The 18,610-nt window shown below is 65.5% G+C and carries 20 protein-coding genes and 1 tRNA gene; 10 read left to right on the forward strand and 11 right to left on the reverse strand.

Annotated elements, in window-relative coordinates; genetic code table 11:
* Positions 1 to 131: 131 nt before the first annotated feature.
* The 5 genes from G3545_RS21720 (at position 132) to G3545_RS21740 (ending at position 4,692) form a co-directional block, all read left to right on the forward strand.
* A tRNA-Leu gene (locus tag G3545_RS21720) sits at positions 132 to 218 on the forward strand.
* Between the two features lie 348 nt (positions 219 to 566).
* Positions 567 to 1,289, forward strand: a complete 723-nt coding sequence (locus G3545_RS21725; protein WP_170015584.1) for a response regulator transcription factor — start codon at positions 567 to 569, stop codon at positions 1,287 to 1,289.
* Entirely contained in the window at positions 1,289 to 2,650 is a 1,362-nt protein-coding gene (locus tag G3545_RS21730) for an ATP-binding protein (RefSeq protein ID WP_170018218.1), read from the forward strand. Before G3545_RS21725 ends, G3545_RS21730 begins: the two co-directional genes overlap by 1 nt.
* A 143-nt stretch (positions 2,651 to 2,793) precedes the next feature.
* Positions 2,794 to 3,435 (forward strand): hypothetical protein, encoded by a 642-nt coding sequence (locus G3545_RS21735; protein ID WP_170015586.1) that lies wholly within the window; start codon positions 2,794 to 2,796, stop codon positions 3,433 to 3,435.
* Positions 3,436 to 4,020: 585 nt separating this feature from the next.
* Entirely contained in the window at positions 4,021 to 4,692 is a 672-nt protein-coding gene (locus G3545_RS21740) for a DUF3313 family protein (RefSeq protein WP_170015588.1), read from the forward strand.
* A 79-nt stretch (positions 4,693 to 4,771) separates the two neighbouring features.
* Here the strand turns inward: G3545_RS21740 and G3545_RS21745 are convergent, their stop codons facing one another.
* From G3545_RS21745 to G3545_RS21765, 5 genes are all read right to left on the reverse strand, one after another.
* On the reverse strand, positions 4,772 to 5,401 hold the full coding sequence (locus tag G3545_RS21745) for a TetR/AcrR family transcriptional regulator (RefSeq protein ID WP_206151316.1): 630 nt from the start codon (positions 5,399 to 5,401) through the stop codon (positions 4,772 to 4,774).
* Positions 5,402 to 5,524: 123 nt separating this feature from the next.
* On the reverse strand, positions 5,525 to 6,265 hold the full coding sequence (locus G3545_RS21750) for an SDR family oxidoreductase (protein WP_206151318.1): 741 nt from the start codon (positions 6,263 to 6,265) through the stop codon (positions 5,525 to 5,527).
* 105 nt (positions 6,266 to 6,370) lie between these two features.
* Positions 6,371 to 6,976 (reverse strand): pyridoxamine 5'-phosphate oxidase family protein, encoded by a 606-nt coding sequence (locus tag G3545_RS21755; protein ID WP_170015590.1) that lies wholly within the window; start codon positions 6,974 to 6,976, stop codon positions 6,371 to 6,373.
* Positions 6,977 to 7,043: 67 nt separating this feature from the next.
* On the reverse strand, positions 7,044 to 7,508 hold the full coding sequence (locus G3545_RS21760) for a nuclear transport factor 2 family protein (RefSeq protein WP_170015592.1): 465 nt from the start codon (positions 7,506 to 7,508) through the stop codon (positions 7,044 to 7,046).
* A gap of 28 nt (positions 7,509 to 7,536) precedes the next feature.
* The gene (locus G3545_RS21765; protein WP_170015594.1) at positions 7,537 to 8,088 is read right to left on the reverse strand and encodes a peroxidase-related enzyme; all 552 of its coding nucleotides are present in this window, start codon (positions 8,086 to 8,088) and stop codon (positions 7,537 to 7,539) included.
* Between the two features lie 113 nt (positions 8,089 to 8,201).
* Between G3545_RS21765 and G3545_RS21770 the strand changes: the two genes are divergently transcribed.
* Positions 8,202 to 9,101: a LysR family transcriptional regulator gene (locus G3545_RS21770; protein WP_170015596.1), complete on the forward strand. Its 900-nt coding sequence runs from the start codon at positions 8,202 to 8,204 to the stop codon at positions 9,099 to 9,101.
* A gap of 142 nt (positions 9,102 to 9,243) precedes the next feature.
* On the opposite strand, the gene G3545_RS21775 is transcribed toward G3545_RS21770, so the two are convergent.
* Together G3545_RS21775 and G3545_RS21780 are read right to left on the reverse strand one after the other, a co-directional pair.
* Positions 9,244 to 10,368, reverse strand: coding sequence for an iron-containing alcohol dehydrogenase (locus G3545_RS21775; protein ID WP_170018221.1), 1,125 nt, complete (start codon positions 10,366 to 10,368; stop codon positions 9,244 to 9,246).
* A gap of 155 nt (positions 10,369 to 10,523) precedes the next feature.
* Positions 10,524 to 11,444, reverse strand: a complete 921-nt coding sequence (locus G3545_RS21780) for a hydroxymethylglutaryl-CoA lyase (RefSeq protein ID WP_170015598.1) — start codon at positions 11,442 to 11,444, stop codon at positions 10,524 to 10,526.
* Between the two features lie 287 nt (positions 11,445 to 11,731).
* On the opposite strand from G3545_RS21780, the gene G3545_RS21785 reads away from it, so the two are divergent.
* Both G3545_RS21785 and G3545_RS21790 read left to right on the forward strand, forming a co-directional pair.
* Entirely contained in the window at positions 11,732 to 12,817 is a 1,086-nt protein-coding gene (locus G3545_RS21785; protein WP_170015600.1) for a LacI family DNA-binding transcriptional regulator, read from the forward strand.
* Positions 12,818 to 12,919: 102 nt separating this feature from the next.
* Complete coding sequence (locus G3545_RS21790; protein WP_170015602.1) at positions 12,920 to 13,783, forward strand: FCD domain-containing protein; 864 nt, start codon at positions 12,920 to 12,922, stop codon at positions 13,781 to 13,783.
* Between the two features lie 103 nt (positions 13,784 to 13,886).
* Here G3545_RS21790 and G3545_RS21795 read toward each other — a convergent pair whose 3' ends face one another.
* Positions 13,887 to 14,882, reverse strand: coding sequence for a Gfo/Idh/MocA family oxidoreductase (locus tag G3545_RS21795; RefSeq protein WP_170015604.1), 996 nt, complete (start codon positions 14,880 to 14,882; stop codon positions 13,887 to 13,889).
* A 245-nt stretch (positions 14,883 to 15,127) separates the two neighbouring features.
* On the opposite strand from G3545_RS21795, the gene G3545_RS21800 reads away from it, so the two are divergent.
* Positions 15,128 to 15,670: a MaoC family dehydratase N-terminal domain-containing protein gene (locus tag G3545_RS21800; RefSeq protein ID WP_170015606.1), complete on the forward strand. Its 543-nt coding sequence runs from the start codon at positions 15,128 to 15,130 to the stop codon at positions 15,668 to 15,670.
* Between the two features lie 2 nt (positions 15,671 to 15,672).
* A complete protein-coding gene (locus G3545_RS21805; RefSeq protein WP_170015608.1) occupies positions 15,673 to 16,152 on the forward strand; it encodes an acyl dehydratase in 480 nt (159 codons plus the stop codon).
* A gap of 238 nt (positions 16,153 to 16,390) precedes the next feature.
* Here G3545_RS21805 and G3545_RS21810 read toward each other — a convergent pair whose 3' ends face one another.
* From G3545_RS21810 to G3545_RS21820, 3 genes are read right to left on the reverse strand one after another with little or no spacing between them, the layout of a single operon-like run.
* A complete protein-coding gene (locus G3545_RS21810; protein WP_170015610.1) occupies positions 16,391 to 16,975 on the reverse strand; it encodes a DUF4286 family protein in 585 nt (194 codons plus the stop codon).
* The gene (locus tag G3545_RS21815; protein WP_170015612.1) at positions 16,972 to 17,784 is read right to left on the reverse strand and encodes an alpha/beta hydrolase; all 813 of its coding nucleotides are present in this window, start codon (positions 17,782 to 17,784) and stop codon (positions 16,972 to 16,974) included. The genes G3545_RS21810 and G3545_RS21815 overlap by 4 nt, the downstream gene beginning before the upstream one ends.
* A 9-nt stretch (positions 17,785 to 17,793) precedes the next feature.
* On the reverse strand, positions 17,794 to 18,561 hold the full coding sequence (locus G3545_RS21820) for an alpha/beta fold hydrolase (protein ID WP_170015614.1): 768 nt from the start codon (positions 18,559 to 18,561) through the stop codon (positions 17,794 to 17,796).
* Positions 18,562 to 18,610 lie beyond the last annotated feature (49 nt).

An 18,610-nucleotide genomic window follows, 5' to 3' on the forward strand; every position in this document is an offset into this window, starting at 1 on the left:
GCATCCATGGGCTAAGAGCTTGAGGTCGCTTGAATTCGGGTTTTCCGGCGATGGTCTGGAAATGTGGCGGCAGGTGTCGTATAGGTGCCGCCCGCTATCCCCCAGGACGTCCTGCGGCGGGTTGGCACCGTGCGGGTGTGGCGGAACCGGTAGACGCGACGGACTCAAAATCCGTTTCTGGTGACAGAGTGTCGGTTCGAGTCCGACCACCCGCACCATCATGCGTTCACGCCCGTCGGCGTCGACCGCAACCTGGCACTCGCCGGATTGGCCCGCGCATCCACAATCGCTCCGCCGGTTCTCACATCGGCCGGCTTCCGTAGCCACGCCCGCCCGAGACCCCGGGATCGGTCCATGAGGGGCACCGGCTTCGCCAGCCTTCGCGCATGCGCCCGCCCGCAACAAAACTACACATTGTCGAACATAATATTGCGCGGTTGTTAGCATCTTAGGGGATGCAAAGTACCGCGCGCTTCGCATGCAGCATCAATCAGATGCCGCTGCGAAGAAGTTCTTGCGCGCGACAATGGCTGGCGGCGGCAAACCGGGCGACTATGGCGTACGATATGGTGGCCTCTGACCAAGCCCACATTCTGATCGTCGAGGACGATTCCGCTATAGCAGGCATGCTGGTCGACCTTGTGACGAGCAGCGGCTTTGCGGCGAGTTCGGCGACAAGTGGTCTGGAGATGGACCGGCTCCTGGCCCGGCGTCGGTTTGATCTGGTCGTCCTGGACGCCATGCTTCCTGGTGAGGATGGATTCAGTATTTGTCGGCGGCTTCGCGATTCGCGCTCGATACCAATACTAATGCTCACCGCCCTGCGAGAAGATGTTGACCGTATTATAGGCCTCGAGCTTGGTGCCGACGATTATGTAACAAAGCCGTTCAACTCACGCGAGCTGATGGCGCGCGTCAAAAGTCTGTTGCGAAGGGCATCGTACACCCAACGGCCTGAGGAGAGGTTCACTCCCCTGACCTTTGCTGGCTGGAGCCTCGACCCGAAAAGTCGTCAGCTATTCGATTCAGGCGGTGCTGAGGTCTCCATGACGACAACAGAGTTCGATCTCCTCTACGTGCTTTGCTCTAATCCTGGGAAAGTCATGACGCGCGAACAGCTTTTGTCCATGACGCACGCTGGATCAGCGGGGCCGGACGCGCGGAGCATCGACGTTCACATTAGCCGTCTCAGGCAAAAAATAGAACCGGATCCCCGAAGTCCAACCTTTATCAAAACCGTTCGTCTTGGCGGCTATTTGTTTACTCCCACTGTAGAGCGAACGCCGTGATGCGTTGGTTTTATGCCGCATCGATACGGACACAATTATTTGCTTTGGCGACTGTACTCGGCGCCACTGTTTCCATCATTGCGGCGTTCACTGAGCCGTTTATCCATGGCCGATATGATCGGGGAGTCGAAATCGGTTTGATCGCTGGCCGAATAGAGATGGTGCTGGATCAATTCAGACGAGCACGTTCATCTGCGGAAGAAGATGTCGTCTTGGAGACCGCGGTGAAAATAGGTGCTCCGGCAGAGAGGATTTCGCCCCAGCAACTTCTCGCGCAGCATGATGGCGGACAGGCGTCGAGTGACGTCGTTGGGAAGGTAAGGGCGTTACTCGACTGCAATGCCCTCACAGCAATCGAGCGCACGTTCAATGGCCAGACGGTACCTGGTATACTGGTTCTGAAGATCGACACGGACCGTGCGCTCGCCTTTAACATGCCGGTCTTTCCGCATTCCCTGCGGCTTGCTCGATCCGTCGCGGGCAGGATTCTGAATATTGCGATTCCGTGCCTGCTTCTCGCTTATTTCAGCAGCTACTTTATAATCCGGCCATTAATTCGTTTTACTTCCGCTGTAAAGCAAGCGAGCATGAACGACAATACTGCCGAGCCATTCGAAGCGGTAGGCGCCTCCGAAATACGGAGCCTGGCGGAATCGCTCAACGTCATGCGCAATCGAATACAGCAGATGGTGGAAGATCGGACGAGAATGCTCAGTGCGGTCGGCCACGACCTCAGAACGCCTCTGACGCGGCTACGACTGCGCGCGGAGCGCTCCACCGAGCCGGACCTTCGAAATCTCATGCTTGCCGATATTTCCACATTGGGCTCCATGATCGACGAGAGCATGGCATTTCTAACCAATGCTTCCATCGAGGAGACGGCTCGGAAAGTGGACCTTTCGAGCTTGCTGCAGACGATCGCGACGGACTTTTCGGACACCGGCGTCAATGTAAGCTTCAAAGGCCCCCGCCGGCTTACCCATGTCTGCAGACCTCAGGCCATCACCAGAGCGGTTTCCAATCTGGTTGAAAACGCTTCCCGCTACGCGCCCGAAATCGAGATCGAACTGCAAAGCGCGACCGATTGCGGGGTTCTGATAAGGGTGAGCGACAACGGCCCCGGTTTGACGGAAAAGCTCAAGGCGCGCGTGGTGGAGCCCTTCTTCAAGGCTGATGAAGCCCGAACCAGTGAAGCCCATAGCGGGTTTGGTCTCGGCCTGTCGATCGCGCAGGGCATCGTCCAGAAGGGCCATAAGGGCACGCTCAGTTTGCGAGATCGGACGCCGAATGGCCTGATCGTCGAGATAAAGCTTCCGCCGATCGATGCGGATGAAGCTGACGGCATGCCGGCCCTGCAATAAAGGCCGACTGCCGATGTGGCGGTGACGGCGCCGGTTTAACATTTCCACATACAGCGCCCCCAGTCGGACACGCTTGAGCGAAACATGCGTCGCAATGTCCGGGCAATTTGGCAATTGCGACGGACGAGAGGACGGAGAGCGTGATGGATTTACGACAGAAACTCCTGTTGCAGCAGATGCTCTTGCGCAACTTGAAGCTTGGGGCGGTTAGAAAAATCGGATTTCGGATGGCAGTCAGCGGAGCGGTTGCCTGCCTGATCTACACGATCGACTATAGTGGGTCCGAAAGTAACGCGAACTCACCTGTCGAGGCCGGCGACCACGTCTCGATCTCCAGGGACCGCGCCTCGATCCAGGGCGCGGGGCTGCAAAAGAATGCCGGTGAGGAAAACCTCCTGGCGGTCATGCAAGGGCCCCCGGCGCCTCAAACCACAAGCACCGCAAAGCTTGCCGCCCCGTCCAAGCCCGCGGCGCCCCGCATCAGTGCGAAGCCCGCGAAGAGACCAGCCGTCGCGGCAATGCCCGCCGGCGTCGAGCGGTTCGACCTCTGCACGACACGATGCGAGACACGAGACCCGTTGGTCGTGGGATCTTCGGAGACAATACAGCCGGCTCCAGTCCTGGCATCGGCGATCTCGGCAAGCAGCGAGTCCAGTGCGCTGAGTTTCAGCAACTCGGTATTGAGCGGCGGTCGCGAAATCCTGGAGCGGACCGTGGATGCATCTGACGCGGCCCTGAACAAGGGAAAGCAAGCGCTTTACAGCGTCGTCAACATCGTCTGGTGAGACCCGAGACGGCGGGTTGCCCGTGTCGCCAGAGCGATGACGAATGGGCCTCAGCACCACGCCGTTCCGCCAGACGACGATTCAGCTTCGACGGTGAAGCAATGCGACATCGGCTCGGTGCCTTCCGCCAGAGAGACCCAAGACTCCGACGCGCCATGACGTCATTCGTAACCGTGACCTGAGAACTGCGCGGTCCGCGAGCGGGCCCGCGGTGAGTCGGCCGGCCTGCTCTTCGCCCCCCGCAGGCCGGCCGACCTTCATGAACACCGTATCCAACTCAAACTTCCCCAAGTGACGGATGACCAGGATGAAGCTTGATCGCCACCGTGTCGCCCTGCCGGCGGCCTTGGGCGGCCCCTGCGGCGGGGTAGAAAGTTCGGAATGGGCCATGGTGGCAAAATGGCCGCTGGGCCGCCTTCTGGGCATCGTCGGCATGCCGCTGCTGATCGCGGGATGCGCGTCGGCGCCGCTGGAGCAGGCGGGCTCGCTCTCCTCCTATGAAGGCTTGGAGCAGGCCGACGGCATGCTGGCCAAATCCAGAATTCGCATCGACAAGGACGCGTGCTTGCCGCCAGGACCGTACGCGTGGTGCCCACGGTGTTTGCCGATGGCGCGCGCCTGGAAAGCATTACCGACGATCAGCGCAAGCTGGTGGCCAACGCTATCGACCGGTCCATGTGCATCGGCCTCAGTGAGCGGCTGGAGGTGGTGCCGGCGTCGCAGCCGGCAGACCTGACCGTACACGCCGTGGTCACCCGCATGGACGCGACCGACGAGAACGCCGTGGCGGCGAGCCTGGGGGCCAAGGTAGCGAAGGCGGTGTTTCTGCCGGGCGTTCCCGCTCCCGTGCCGCGCCTTCCAATCGGGCTGGGCACCTTGTCCATGGAGGCGGAGGCGCGCGGCAGCGACGGCCGACAGGAGGCTGCCATGATGTGGGGGCGGGGCGCGAACATGATGATGGGCACGGCGCGCGTATCCAAAGCCGGCGACGCTTATGAGCTGGCCAGCGCCTTCGGCGACGATTTCAGCCAGATGCTGGTGAAAGGAAAAAGCCCGTACGGGTCGATGTCCGGCCCGCCGTCCATGGATCGGATCAAGTCACTGTCCGGCGGCGCGCCGAAGTATGCCGCGTGCGATGCGTTCGGGCGTGCGCCTGGCGTTGCCGGCCTGATCAGCGGCGCGGTGGGCACGCCGCCGGAATGGACGGACAAGGGCGCGGCCGAGACACCGGTCGTCGCAACGGCGGCGGCACAATAGGCTGCTCCGAGTGGAGTCTGGTGACGGAGTGTCGGGTCGTGTCCGGCCACCCGCACCGTCACGATTGCGCCAGGCCGACCTACCGCCCCGCCGGCCAGGCCAGCATCGCGGCGTCGACGATGGCGGCGAGCTTTTCGGGCGAGGCGCCGTCGCGAGCCTGGATGGAGAGGCCTTCGAGCACGGTGGTGTAGAAGGCGGCGAGCCGGCCGATGTCGGCCGAGGTGGGCAGGTCGCCCTCGCTCACGCCGCGCTCCAGGCGTTGCTGCAAGGCGCGTTCGCCGGCCAGACGGTTCTGCGTGAGAAAGCTCCTGACCGCCTGGTTCTCCGGCGCGCCGAGCAGCGAGGCGAGCACGATCATGCAGCCCCGCGGCCGGTCGCCGGCGGTGTAGGCCTGCGCATTGTCGCGCAGCATGCCTTCGACGGCGGCGCGCGCCGTCGGCGCCTCTTCAAGGCTGTGGGTAACGTGGGTGCCCTCGGTGCGGTCATAGAGTTCGACCGCCTCGCGGAACAACTCCTCCTTGCAGCCATAGGTCGCGTAGAGGCTGGGCTTGTTCACGCCCATGGCCTCCACCAGGTCCTGGATCGAGGTGGCCTCATAGCCGCGCGCCCAGAACACGCGCATCGCCGCCATCAGCGCGGTGTCCCGGTTGAAGCCGCGTGGACGGCCCATGGCCCGGGCGGAATTCACCTTCGTGTCGCTGGCGCTCATGCTTCAACCACTTTCAGGCCGGCCACGCTCATGCCGATCCGCACCGGGAGCTGATCCCTGCCGGTTGACACCATATCGAAGATGGCACTCTCGGGCACGCTCGTGCTGCGATTGTTCCCCCACTCATGCCGAGAAGCCGCCATCGACCGCGATCGAGGCGCCGGTGATGAAGCGGCCGCCGGGGCCTGCAAGATGGCCGACCGTGGCGGCGATGTCGTCCGGCCGCGCATAATGCCGGAGCGCCATGAGATCGAGCTCGGCCGCGACGCCGGGGCCGTCGGCCGGATTCATGTCGGTGTCGGTCGAGCCGGGATCGACCACATTGACGGTGATGCCACGCGCGCCGACCTCGCGCGCGAGGCCCTTGGTCAGTCCGACCAGTGCGGACTTGCTCATCGCGTACAGAGTGACGCCGCCATAGGGCACGCGCTGCGCGAAGCAGGAGCCGATCGAGATGATCCGGCCGCCCTCGCTCATGTGCGCCAGCGCGGTCTGCGCAGCCACGAAGGCGCCGCGGACATGGATTGCCAGCGTGCGGTCGATCTCGTCGAGCGTCACCTGCTCGAACGGACCGGACGGGAAGATGCCGGCATTGTTCACGAGGATATCCAGCCGCCCCAACTCGGAGGCGGCCCGGCTGACCGCGTCGCGGACCGCCTGCGGGTCGCCGCTATCCGCCTTGATAGCGACAGCCCTTCGGCCCAGAGCTTCGATCTCGCCGACCAGTGCCGCGGCCTTGTCGGCCGCGTTGGCAAACGTGAAGGCGACATCGGCGCCGCGGCCGGCGAGATGCCGAACGATAGCGGCTCCAATGCCGCGCGTGCCGCCGGTGACGAGCGCGGCCTTGCCGATCAGATCAATCATCGCAATCTCCAATATGTACCGATCGGTTAATATTGCTACGCGAGCACTCAGCCGCGTGCAAGCGTTTTTAACCGACCAGTACAAATCAGACGAGCGATGCGAGGCTCAGCCGCGCAGGGCGGCGAGCTCCGCCTCCAGCGCGGCAATGCGTTCGTCGCGTTTGGCCAGTGCGGCCGCGACGTCGGCGGCATCGAAGCGCTGCGGGATATGCTGCGGGCAGTTCATGTCCCAGGCGGTGACAGTGAAGATGAGCGCCTGTTCCGGTCGCGCCTTGTAGTCGGGCGGCATCAGCCGGGCGATGAGATCCTTGTCCTCGACCATCTTGGCCTCGCCCCAGAGCTTCACCCGCTGGCGGTTGGCGTAGTCGATCAGGAACAGGAAAGCCTTCGGATTGTCGGTGAGGTTGCCTTGGGTGATGTATTGCCGATTGCCGGTGAAATCGGCGAGGCCGATCGTGGTCTCGTCCAGCACGCGCAGGAACCCCGGGGGGCCGCCGCGGTGCTGGATGTAAGGCTGGCCCTCGGCATTGGCGGTGCCGAGGAAGACGCTGATCTGCGCCTCGATGAAGCCGGCGAGATCGGGCGTGATGCGGGTCTGCCAGGAGCCGCGTTCCTCCATCCCGGCATAACCCTTGCGCGAGCCCTTGCTGGCCTGGATCGCCTTCACCGTGGGGGTGAAGGCGACGTCGCTGGAATAAAGGTGGGTGTCCATGGAATAACCTATTGGAATCGACCACGTTTTATGAATTTGGATCGCCCCGATCCAAATTCATCGTGATCTAAAGCCCCAGATCACTCAGCGAGGGATGGTCGTCCGGCCGGCGGCCGAGTGGCCAATAGAACTTGCGGTCCTCTTCCCGGATCGGCAGGTCGTTAATGCTGGCATGACGCGCCCGCATCAGGCCTTCCTCGTCGAACTCCCAATTCTCGTTGCCATAGCTGCGGAACCAGTGGCCGCTATCGTCGTGCCATTCATAGGCGAAGCGAACCGCGATGCGGTTGCCCTGCCAGGCCCACACTTCCTTGATGAGCCGATAGTCGAGCTCGCGCGCCCATTTGCGGGTAAGGAACGCCTCGATCGCCTCGCGACCCTGAAGGAATTCGGCGCGGTTGCGCCAGCGGCTGTCGACCGTATAGGCGAGCGCGACGCGTGCCGGGTCACGGCTGTTCCAGGCGTCCTCGGCGCCGCGTGCCTTTTGTGCGGCAGTCTCGGCATTGAAGGGGGGAAGCGGCGGGCGGCTCATGGCGAGATCCTTATCTCTGGGCAAGTGCTCAGGCGGCGCTACGGACGGTGATGACCGGGAAGTCGATGTCGGTCTTGGCGACCTCGTTGATGTAGTTGGTCAAGGTGTTGAGCGCGACGTGCAACACGATCTCGATCACCTGCGCATCGTCATAGCCGGCGAGCTTGACGGCACGCAGATCGTCCTCGCTGACATGGCCACGCTCGCGGACCACCTCGGTGGCGAAGCGCACGGCCGCGTCGGCCCTGGGGTCGTTGGAAGCGCCGCTGCGATTGGCGGTGATCTCGGCATCGTCCAGCTTGGCAAGGTTGCTGGCGATATAGGTGTGGGCGGAGAGGCAATAGCTGCAGCCATTGATCTCGGCGACGGCCAGCGCGATGCGTTCGCGCGTGGCGGCCGGCAGCGCACCTTTGGCGAGCGCGCCATTGAGGCCGAGATAACCCTCCAGCGCCGCCGGGCTGTTGGCGACGAGCCGGAACAGGTTCGGCACCATGCCGAGTTGCTTCTTCACCGCTTCGAGCCCGGGCTGCGATTTCTCGGGTGCGTCGGCGATGGTGGCAGGAGTGGGGATGCGGGACATCGGAATATCTCCTCGTCGCTCCCGTCGGCGGGAGACACCGCAAACATATTCCTTCCGGAAATCTCGAATATCCGGCATGATCTGGAGGCATCCTTCCATAAATCGAGAGGGCTATGGATCGGCTTGACGCCATGTCGGTGCTGTTGGCGGTGGTCGATGAGGGCAGCCTGTCGGCGGCGGCGCGAAAGCTGCGGGCGCCGCTCGCCACGGTGAGCCGCAAGGTCTCGGAGCTGGAGGCGCATCTGCGCACCAAGCTGCTGGTGCGCTCCAGCCGGAAGGTCTCGCTCACCGAGGCCGGGCGCTCCTATGTCGAGGCGAGCCGGCGCATCCTCGAACAGGTCTTGGAGGCCGAGCGCACCGCGGCCGGCGAATACGCCGCTCCGAAAGGCGAGCTCACCGTCACCGCGCCGGTGGTGTTCGGCCGGCTGCATGTGCTGCCGGTGGTGGTCGATTTCCTGAAAGCCTATCCCGAGATCGACCTGCGGCTGGTGCTCGCCGACCGCGTGGTGAACCTGGTCGAGAACCATGTCGACCTCGCCGTCCGCATCGGCGCGCTACCCGATAGCGGGCTGTATGCGACGCGGCTCGGCAGTATCCGCCGGGTGATGTGCGGTGCGCCCGGCTATCTGGCAGTGCGCGGCCGGCCGCAGCGGCCCGAAGACCTCGAAGGGCATGACTGCATCACCTTCGAGGGGCTGGCTGCGGTCCGCGCCTATCGGTTCCGCACCCCGAAGGGCGAGGTCAGCGTGCCGATCCATTCGCGGCTGACGGTCAATACCGCGGAGGCGGCGATCGATGCCGCCGCCGCCGGGCTCGGCCTCACCCGCGTGCTGTCCTACCAGATCGTCGCCGCCGAGCGGGCCGGGTCGATCGAGGTGGTGTTGCGGGATTTCGAGCCGGAGCCGTGGCCGGTGCACCTCGTCTATCTCGGCCAGGGCCTGCTGCCGCTGAAGCTGCGCGCCTTCCTCGATTTCGCCGCGCCGCGGCTGAAGGCGCGGCTGCTGCCGGGGTGACGAATCCGAGTCCTACCTCCCTCTCCCCGGCGGGGAGAGGTGGCCCGCGAAGCGGGTCGGTGAGGGGGAGTACGATTGCGGAGCGGTGAAGACCCCTCACCCCAGCCCTCTCCCCGCGGGGGAGAGGGGGAAGAGCAGGACCTCACATCACCGCGTCGAGCAAGGCGCGATAATCCTGCGCCGTCGCGACCCGCGGATTGGTGGCGTGGGAATGGTCGGCGAGCGCCCGCTCCACCACCCAGTCGAGTTGCGAGGGAAGGACGCCGAGGCCGCCGAGGCTCTCGGGAATCGACAGCCGCCGGTTCAGCGCGGCGATCTCGTCGGCAAGGTCGGCCATCGCATCGAGGCCCATGGCGCGCTTCAGCCGCTCCAGCTTGTCGCCTACGCTTCCCGCATTGAAGCGGATGACGCCGGGCAGCAGGATGGCGTTGAGCGTGCCGTGGTGCAGGCTCGGTGATTTCAGCCCACCAAGCGCGTGCGACAGTGCATGGACCGCCCCCAGACCTTTCTGGAAGGTGAGGCCGCCCTCCAGCGAGCCCATCATCATCTCGCTGCGTGCCGCAATGTCGGAGCCATCGCGATAAGCGCGCTCGATATTGCGCCAGATGCGCCCGGCACCGTCGAGCGCGATGGCCTCGGCGGGCGGGTTGAAGTGCGGCGAGAGAAACGTCTCGACACAATGCGACAGCGCGTCGAGCCCGGTCGCGGCAGTGAGGTGCGGGGGCAGGGCAAGGGTGAGTTCGGGATCGCACAGCGCGCGGCGCGGGAACAGATGCGGGCTGATGAAGCCGAGCTTGCGGCCGTCATCGAGCGTGATCAGCGCGGCGCGCCCGACTTCTGAGCCGGTGCCCGCCGTCGTGGGTATCGCGATCACCGGCGCCACCGCGGGCGTGATCCGGGCAACACCGCCGAGGATGACGGCGTAGGTCTCCAGCGGGCCTGGATGGGTGGCGAGCAGCGCCACCGCCTTGGCGAGGTCGATCGGCGAGCCGCCGCCGAGCGCGATGACGCCGTCGCAACCCTGCGCACGGTACATCTCCAGCGCTGCCAGCACGGCGTCCTCGGTCGGGTTGGTCGGCACGCCGAGGAAGGCGGGCGAAGCCGCCGGGCACAGCGCGGTGACGCGGTCGAGGATGCCGAGCTTCGCCAGCCCGGTGTCGCTCACCACCAGTGGACGCCGGATTCCGATCTGCTCGAGCGCCGCCGGCAGCCGAGCCAGCGCACCGGCGCCGAACTCGACATGGGTGAGATAAGTGATGGTGCTGATGGTCATGAGGTGCCCCAGGCCTTGGCCTAATCCTATCGTCATCCCGGCCGGAGGCGTAGCCGGAGAGCCGGGATCGCGAGAAGGTGCGGATCAACACCTTCCTGCGATCGCGGCGCGCGCCTGCGGCACGTCCGGGATGACGCCCTATGGAATGATCACGCCGCGCGCCGATAAGTCCGCGGGATGCCCGCCTTCACCACATTACCGAGCAATTCCGCATCCGGCAGCCCGCGATGCAGCGCCTCGCGCGCCGCGATCAGCCGGTCGAGGTCGATGCCGGTGTCGAAGCCCATGCTCTCCAGCATGAACACCAGGTCCTCGGTGACGATATTGCCCGAGGCGCCGGGCGCGAACGGGCAGCCGCCGAGCCCGGCGAGCGCGGAATCGAAGCAGCGTATGCCCTCGTCCAGCCCGGCCAGCGCATTGGCGATGCCGAGGCCCATGGTGTCGTGCAGATGCAGCCGCTCCAGCTTCTCGCCGACCTCGCGCTGCACGGCACGTACCACCGAGCGGATCTGCGCCGGATTGCCATAGCCGACGGTGTCGGCCAGCAGGATGCCGTCAACGCCGGCATCGGCCAGCGCCGCGGCGATCATGACGACGCGGCTCTCCGGCACGTTGCCCTCGATCGAGCAGCCGAAGGCGGTGACGCAGCCGGCATCGAGCTTCACCTTGCGCTCCTGCGCATCGAGCCATTCGCGGATCGCCCGCACCTCGGCGACCTGGTCGAGGCTGCCCTTGTTGGTGTTGGCGCGGCTGTGGCCCTCGCTCACCGAGACCGGCACGGTGACGACGTGCGCGCCGGCCTCATAGGCACGCTGCGCACCCTTGAGGTTCGGCACCAGCGCGACGATGCGCAGGCCGGGAATCTCCAGGCCGGCGCGCACCACGTCGCCGGTATCGGCCATTTGCGGGATCAGCTTGGGCGGCACGAAGCTTCCGACCTCGATCTCATGGATGCCGGCGGCGACCAGCGCCTTGATCCATGCGACCTTGGCGTCGGTCGGCATGATGGACTTGGCCATTTGCAGCCCGTCCCGCGGCCCGACCTCGGTCACCGTTACCCGCTCACCCATGGCTTTCCGTCCCTTGCAGCCGCGCTGCGGCGAAGCGCAGCCGCAGCGCTCTCGTTGATAAAACGTTTTCCCGACGAGCCTAGGCAAGGCGACACGGGAGGTCAACCTTGCGGCGGCCGGCCAAGACACGGAACAGGCTTGCGGAACGTCATCCTCGCGCATTGCGACGATGGTTGCCCGCTATGTCGGGGACATCGCGGAACCCGGTCAAATCAGATAAGCATGGAACGTTCTCGCGCCGTGCCGCCGGCGGGCGCGGGACACAGTGCAGCGGCAGGTATTTTGATATGGGCGGCGAAGGGCGCGAGAAGACAAGCGGCAAGCCCCGCGGGACGAGCCGCGAGGCCCGGCGCGACAAGCCGCCCGGCCGGGCCACCATCAGCGATGTCGCCCGCAATGCCGGAGTGTCGATCGGCACCGTCTCGCGCGTGCTCAACAAGGCGCGCAACGTGCAGCCGGCCTTGCAGCGGCGCGTGCTCGACGCGGCGGCGGCGCTGGACTATCAGCCCGACAGCCTCGCCCAGGGCATGCGCTCGAAGAAGACCCATGTCATCGGCGTCATCGTGCCGAACTTCCAGAACCCGCTTTCCTCTGCCGCGGTCACCGGTGTCGAGGAGGAACTGACCCGGCAGGGCTACACTTTCTTCCTCGCCAATTCGCGCTACGACCGCGAGCGCGAGATCAGCACGCTCAACGAGTTCGCCCGGCGCCGGGTCGATGGCGTGATCGCCATCCTCGCGCGTGACGATGCGGCGACGGCGGAGCAGTTGCGCCGGCTATCCGTCCCGGTGGTGTTGCTGGAGCGTGAGATCGGTGCCGAGTTCGATGCGGTGCGCACCGACCAGATCGCCGGCACCTACCGCGCCGCGCGCTATCTGCTGGCGCTCGGCCATCGCCGCATCGCGCTGGTGACAGTGCCGCCCAACAACATGTCAGGGCGTCATCGCTTCCAAGGCTACGCCAATGCCCTCGCCGACGTCGGCGAGAGCGTCAGGGACGAACTGGTGCATATGGGCGGCTATACCAGCGAGTACGCGCTCGACGCCGCCTATGCGGTGCTGTCGATGCGCGAGCGGCCGACGGCGCTGATTGTCTCGGGCGGCATGCTGGCCGGGGTGCTGGATGCCGCCCGGCAGCTCAACCTCACCATCCCGGACCAGCTCTCGCTGGTCTCGCTCGGCGACACCGAGCTGGCGGCGCTGATGCGGCCGGGCATCACCGCCATCCGCTATGACTGGGCGGAGTCCGGCCGGCTGGCGGCCCGGCTCGCGGTGAGCCGCATCGGCGGCAATCGCGTGGAGACGGAACGCTTCGTCGTGCCTTACGAGTTCATCCGCCGCGAATCCTGCGTCGAGCTCGCCGCCGTCGGCTGACGTACCGGGAATTGCCGCGGCAATCGGGCTTGCCTTTATAATGCCGCGCGCGTTTCGATCCGACGCATCCTCGCGAATCGGCGGCGCCGGCAAGGCAGGTTCATGAAACGCACGGGCGAACCGAAAAGCGCAGCAAGGATAAAGGCGACCAAATCGCCTCCGGCCAAATCACGCGCACTGGCAGCCGATACGCCTGCGCCTTATGCGCGGGCGGCGGCTGCACGTAAGCCCTCGGCGCGGCAGGACGCTTCGGCCGAGGTGATCGAGCGCATCAAGGCGATGATCAAGTCCGGTGCGCTGGCGCCCGGGGACAAGCTGCATTCGGAGATTCGCTTCGCCACCGAGCTCGGCATATCACGCTCCTCGGTCACCAAGGCCTATGCCAAGCTGGAGGCCTATGGGCTGATCCGCACCATCCCGCAGAGCGGCACCTATCTCGCCGCCATCGGCCCGGACGCGATGATGCCGCTGCTCTCCAATGTCATGGAGGCCAATGCTGTCAATGTCGGCGTCGACGACCTCGACACGCTCTATGGCGTGCGCGCAGTGCTGGAGGAGATGCTCGCGGTCTCCGCGGTCGAGAGTGCCGACGATGCGGGACTGGCGCGATTGAGGGAAAAGACCGCGCAGGTGAAGAAGCGTATCCTCGAGCAGAACGGCACCATCGAGGACGACCTGGTCTTCCATATGGAGATCGCCGAACTGTCGGGGCGGCCGTTCTTCAAGTCGCTGCTGTTCTTTATCACGCTGCCGATGGTGCAGATGTTCCGCAGCTTCGAGAAGCAGAAGCGCTCGTCCGCGGTGCGCGAGCGCTGGGTGCATTCGATGGCGGAGCATGACGAGATCGTCGCCGCCATCTGCGCCCGCGATGTCGAGCGCACCCGGCGCGCGGTGCGCGAGCATTTCCAGAAATCGATCGCCTTCCGCACCGGGGTGATGGCGAACGGGGCGGGGAAGCGGGTGTAAGGTGCCCAGACGCCCTCATGCCCGGGCTTGACCCGGGCACCCAGGCTTTCTCGCGCGCACGGCTGCATTCTGGATCCCCGGGTCGAGCCCGGGGATGAGGGACTCAAAGGGCCGACATGGCCGCTAGCGGCAACGGCCCCGCCTTCGCATAGGCCTGATCGACCAGACGCATGATCGGCACCATGTCTGACAGGTTCGCCAATGGCGGCCTGCCGGTGCGCACCCGTTCCAGCACGTCGAACACGAAGGTCCGGTAGTGCGGCACATTGGTCGTCACCGACGACCATGAGCGCGAAGACCCGTCATCCTCCAGGCTTTCCACCGTGATCGGATCGTGCGCGATCACGTAGTTGCGCGGGAAGCGGAAGGCGTAGTGCATGTCGAAATTGCTGGTCGGCGCCGGATAGAGATAGCCGGTCTCGACCACGCACAAGGCGCCGTCGCGCTCGAAAGTGACGACGGAATAATCCTCGATCCGCTCGCGCCAGGCATGGTTCGACATGGTGGCGCCCAGCACGCGCACGCCGTCGCCGAGCAGCGCATGGGCGAGATCGAAGAAGTGGATGGCGAGGTTGATGGTCGAGCCGCCGCCGGAGAGCGCCGGGTCGAGCATCCAGCCGCAGCCGGCCTGGCGGTAGCGCGCCGGAAAGCCGGCTATGAAGCGGAAGGTAGCATAGCTGAGATCGCCTTCGGCACTCAGGGCCTTGAGGTGCTCGCTGAAATCGCCATTGCGGAACACCAGCGGTACCGCGGCGAAGGCGCCTTTGCGCTCCGCAAGCTCGGCGATCGCCGCGACATCCGCCTGGTTCAGGCCGCAGGGCTTTTCCAGCGCGAAGGGGATGCCTTCCTCGATGAGGAAGCGGGCCTCGTCCGGCATGTCGATATGGCGGCCGAGCGCGAACACGAAGTCCGGCTTCACATCGCGGCAGAGGGTGCGGAAATCGGTGTCGCCGGCGCAGCCGAGGCGCGCGGTCAGGCGTTCCACCACGGCCGGATCCGGATCGGCGATGCCGACGAGTTCGGCACCGGGCACTTCGAGCAGCGGCAGCAGATAGAGGTCGAGGTGCCAGTGCGACGCCCCGATAAAAACGATTCTCACGAAGGCGTCTCCTCAATCCCGTTTTCTGGCCGGCTCGGCTTACGCCGTGCGGCGGCTCTGTATCATTGGCACGCTTTCCGCCGGATTTGGACTGGACAGTGATGAGCAAATCGTCTTGAAAACGTTTCATCGCACGATACAGTAAACGCTGCGAACGACAAGCCGGGGCTGCATTGCGGACCGCCGGCGGCAGGCACCGGGCCCGCGCGATGCGGCGCACCAAGGCGCGAAGCGAGGAGACGAGTATGGCCGTCGACGAACAGGTCAATCACATCACGCCGGAGGTGCGCGCGGTCATCGGCGCGCAGTCGGAATGGACCGAGGCCGCCCATCCGGTCGAGCCCAGCGAGGTGCGCCGCTTCTTCCAGGCGTTGATGGACCCCAATCCGCGCTTCTGGGACGAGGCGCATGCCAAGGGCACGCGTTATGGCGGCGTGGTGGCGCCTCCGGGCTTTCCGGTGCATGCGTTCCGCCGTCCCGCCGACGAGATGCATGACGCGCTCGCCGCTGCGGGCGATCCGGACTTCGACGGCCTGTCGCGGGCGCTGCGCCCGGGCCTGCCCAAGCTGCCGCTGCCACTCTCCGGCGTGCTGAACGGCGGCTATCAGTACGAGTTCTTCAGCTACCCGAAGGTGGGCGAGCGTATCGTGTGCCGCTCGACCTATCGCGACGTGACGCAGAAGCAGGGCAAGGCCGGCCCGATGGTGCTGGTGCTCATCGAGGATGAGTACGCCACGGCCGATGGCCGGCCGCTTCTGAAGTCGCTCAACACCATGATCATGAGATGAAAATGGCCACTGCACTGCATTACGAGGACGTTTCCGTCGGGCAGGATATCCCCGTCGTGGTCAAGGGCCCGATGACCACCGCGCACATCATGCGCTGGTCGGCGGCGATGGAGAACTGGCACAAGATCCATTACGACTGGCGCTACGCCACCGAGCATGACGGCCTGCCGGACGTGCTGATCAACGGCTCGTGGAAGCAGCATGTGCTGGCGCAGGTTCTGGTCGACTGGGTCGGCGAGAGCGGCTGGGTGTGGAAGATGGACTTCCAGTATCGCGGCATGAACATTCCCGGCGACACCTTGACCGCCTGGGGCCGGGTGACCGGCAAGAGCGAGCGCGGCGGCTATGGCGTCGTGGAGCTCGAAATCGGGCTGAAGGACCAGAACGGCAAGGAAGGCTCGCCCGGCAACGCCGTGATCGTGCTGCCGCTCACGGGCGGCCCGGCGGTTCCTTATCCGTTCGATCCGGCTGTCTTGAACTGAGTGAAGCCCAAACTGTTTCCGGCGCTGATCCTTCCCGATCCAGCCCGACGCCGGCGCTCCTGGCCCCTTGGGAGCGCCGGTTTTTTTGTGTCTGGTGAAGGGGTTGTTCGGCGCGAGCATCCTTCGAGGCCCGGCTTTGCCGGGCACCTCAGGATGAGGTGGTACTAGAAAACGACCTCATCCTGAGGCGCTCGCGCAGCGAGCCTCGAAGGATGTTGAAGCAGATCGCGTTGACCACTCAATACAGCGCGTAACGGTTCACCATATCGAGGAACGGCGCGGCGGCACCGAACACCTCGGTGTCGAGCACGAACTCGTCGGGCGCGCGGCTGGCCACCAGTGCCAGGAAATCCACCGCACCATCGACATGATAGGCGAACACGCGCACCTGCGCGGTATGGGCCCGGCCCTCGAAATTCTTGCGCACGCCCGCCACCACCGCGTCCCCCACGCTCGCCGGCGCGCCGGCAAAGCGCAACAGGGTGGCGCGGGCGGCGGGGAGCGTGACCTGGTCGCCCGGATAGATCTGCTCGCCGATCGAGCGATAGACCTTCACCCGGCTGGTGACGCGCTTGGTCCAGGGGCTGGCGCGATCGCCCGAGACGCGCTTGTAGCCCTCGGTCTCCAGCACGTCCTCATGCGCCATGTCGTACATGGCGAGATATTTCGGGTGCCCGTCGATGCACACATAACGCCGGCCGGCCTCAAAGCCCGGCACCGCAACGCGCTCGGGCACGTGCTCGGTATCGTACCAGGCGTTGAACTCGTCCTCGAAGGCCGGCGGCGGCTGCATCAGGACGAGGAGGAAGCCTTTCTTGCTCATGCGTGTCGCTCCGGGGCAGGGGAATTCGCCGATTGGCGCATGACGCCATGACGGCCGAGGAAATCGAGCACCAGCGCGGCGAATTCGGCCGGCTGCTGGTACGGGATGAAATGCGCGGCGTCCTCGAGGACGACGATCTCGGCATCGGGCACCAGGGCTGCGACTGCCTCGGTGCGCTCCATCGGCAGCAGCACGTCGTGACGGCCGGGAACCAACAGGGTCGGGCAACGCACCGCGCGCAAGGCGCCCGACGCATCCGCCTCGGCGGCGGCGATCAGCGCCTCGGCATAGGCATCCGGATCCTGTTCGGAAAAACGTTTCATGTAGTGGTCGTAGCGCACGTCCTTCGGCATCTCAAGGAAGGCGCGCTCCACCGCGCCCGGCAGCAGCGAGGCGACGCCCTCGCGGCGGACCTTTGCCGCGCGCTCGGTGAGCATCGCCCTGGCCTGCGGTGTGCTGCACGGCGTCGGATTGGTGAGTATCAGCGCCTGTATGTGCGCCGGATACTGCGCGGCATAAGTGGCGGCGGTCATGGCACCGATGGCGCAGCCGATGACGGCGACGTTGCGGATGCCCGATCCGGCGCGCAGCGCTTCCAGATCTGCCGCATGCTCGGCAAGGTCGACCGGTCGTCCGGGGATGGGCGAGCGTCCGGCGCCGCGCTGGTCATAAGCGAGCGTTGTCACCCGACCGACGAGGGCGGCGACGAAATCGTCCCACACCGTGAGGTCGGAGCCGAGCGGATGCACCAGCAGCAACGCGAAATCGCGGTCCGCCCCGGTGACGATGTGGTTGAGGTCGCTGGACATATCCGCCGCTCAGGCCTTGCCGGCGAGGAAGTTGCTCACCGTCTCGATGAACAGTCCGCTGGTCTCCAACTGCATCATATGCGGCGCATCGGGGAGGCTGGCGAACTTTGCCCCGGGAATAGCGGCGGCGAGCGCGGCGGCGGCGGCCGGCGTAGTGGCGGCATCCTTCTCGCCGGAGACGATGAGGCTCGGCACTTTCAGCGTGCCGAGCCTCGGCAACGCATAGAAATTGGAGATGGCGTGCCAGCCGTCGGACCAGGCCTCCACGCGATCGCTGGCGAGCCGCTCGCGCACCCGGCCGACGACCGGGTTGCCCACGAAAGCCGGCGTAAACCAGCGCTCGATCGTCATTGGCACGATGGCCTCCATGCCGCCGCGCTCGGCGGCGAGACCGCGCTCGCGCAGCACCGGGCGCGCCTCTTCAGGAATGCCGCCGGGACAGCCGCAGGCGATCAGTCCGGAAACCGAGTCGGGATGCTCCAGCGCCAAAGTCTGCGCGATCATGCCGCCGAAGGAGAGGCCGAGCACGGTGGGCTTGCCCATGTCGAAGCGCCGGATGGCGGCCTCGACGTCCGCGGCGTAGGCTTCGATCGGCGCGCGCGCCGAGCCCATCGGTGACGCGCCATGGCCACGCAAATCGAGCCGCAGGACGCGCCGGTCCTGGCGCAGCATGGCAGGCAATGCGCCCCAGAAGGAATGGTCGAGCCCGATCGGATGCAACAGGACGAGGCCATCCCCCATCCCCTCGACGATGCCGTTCAGTTCGACCGTTTCCATGGTGTCCCGCATGTTGCCGCCGGCGTGTGAGGCTCGCCGATTCATCGAC

The sequence above is a fragment of the Starkeya sp. ORNL1 genome, assembly GCF_012971745.1.
In the GTDB taxonomy this organism is placed as follows: domain Bacteria; phylum Pseudomonadota; class Alphaproteobacteria; order Rhizobiales; family Xanthobacteraceae; genus Ancylobacter.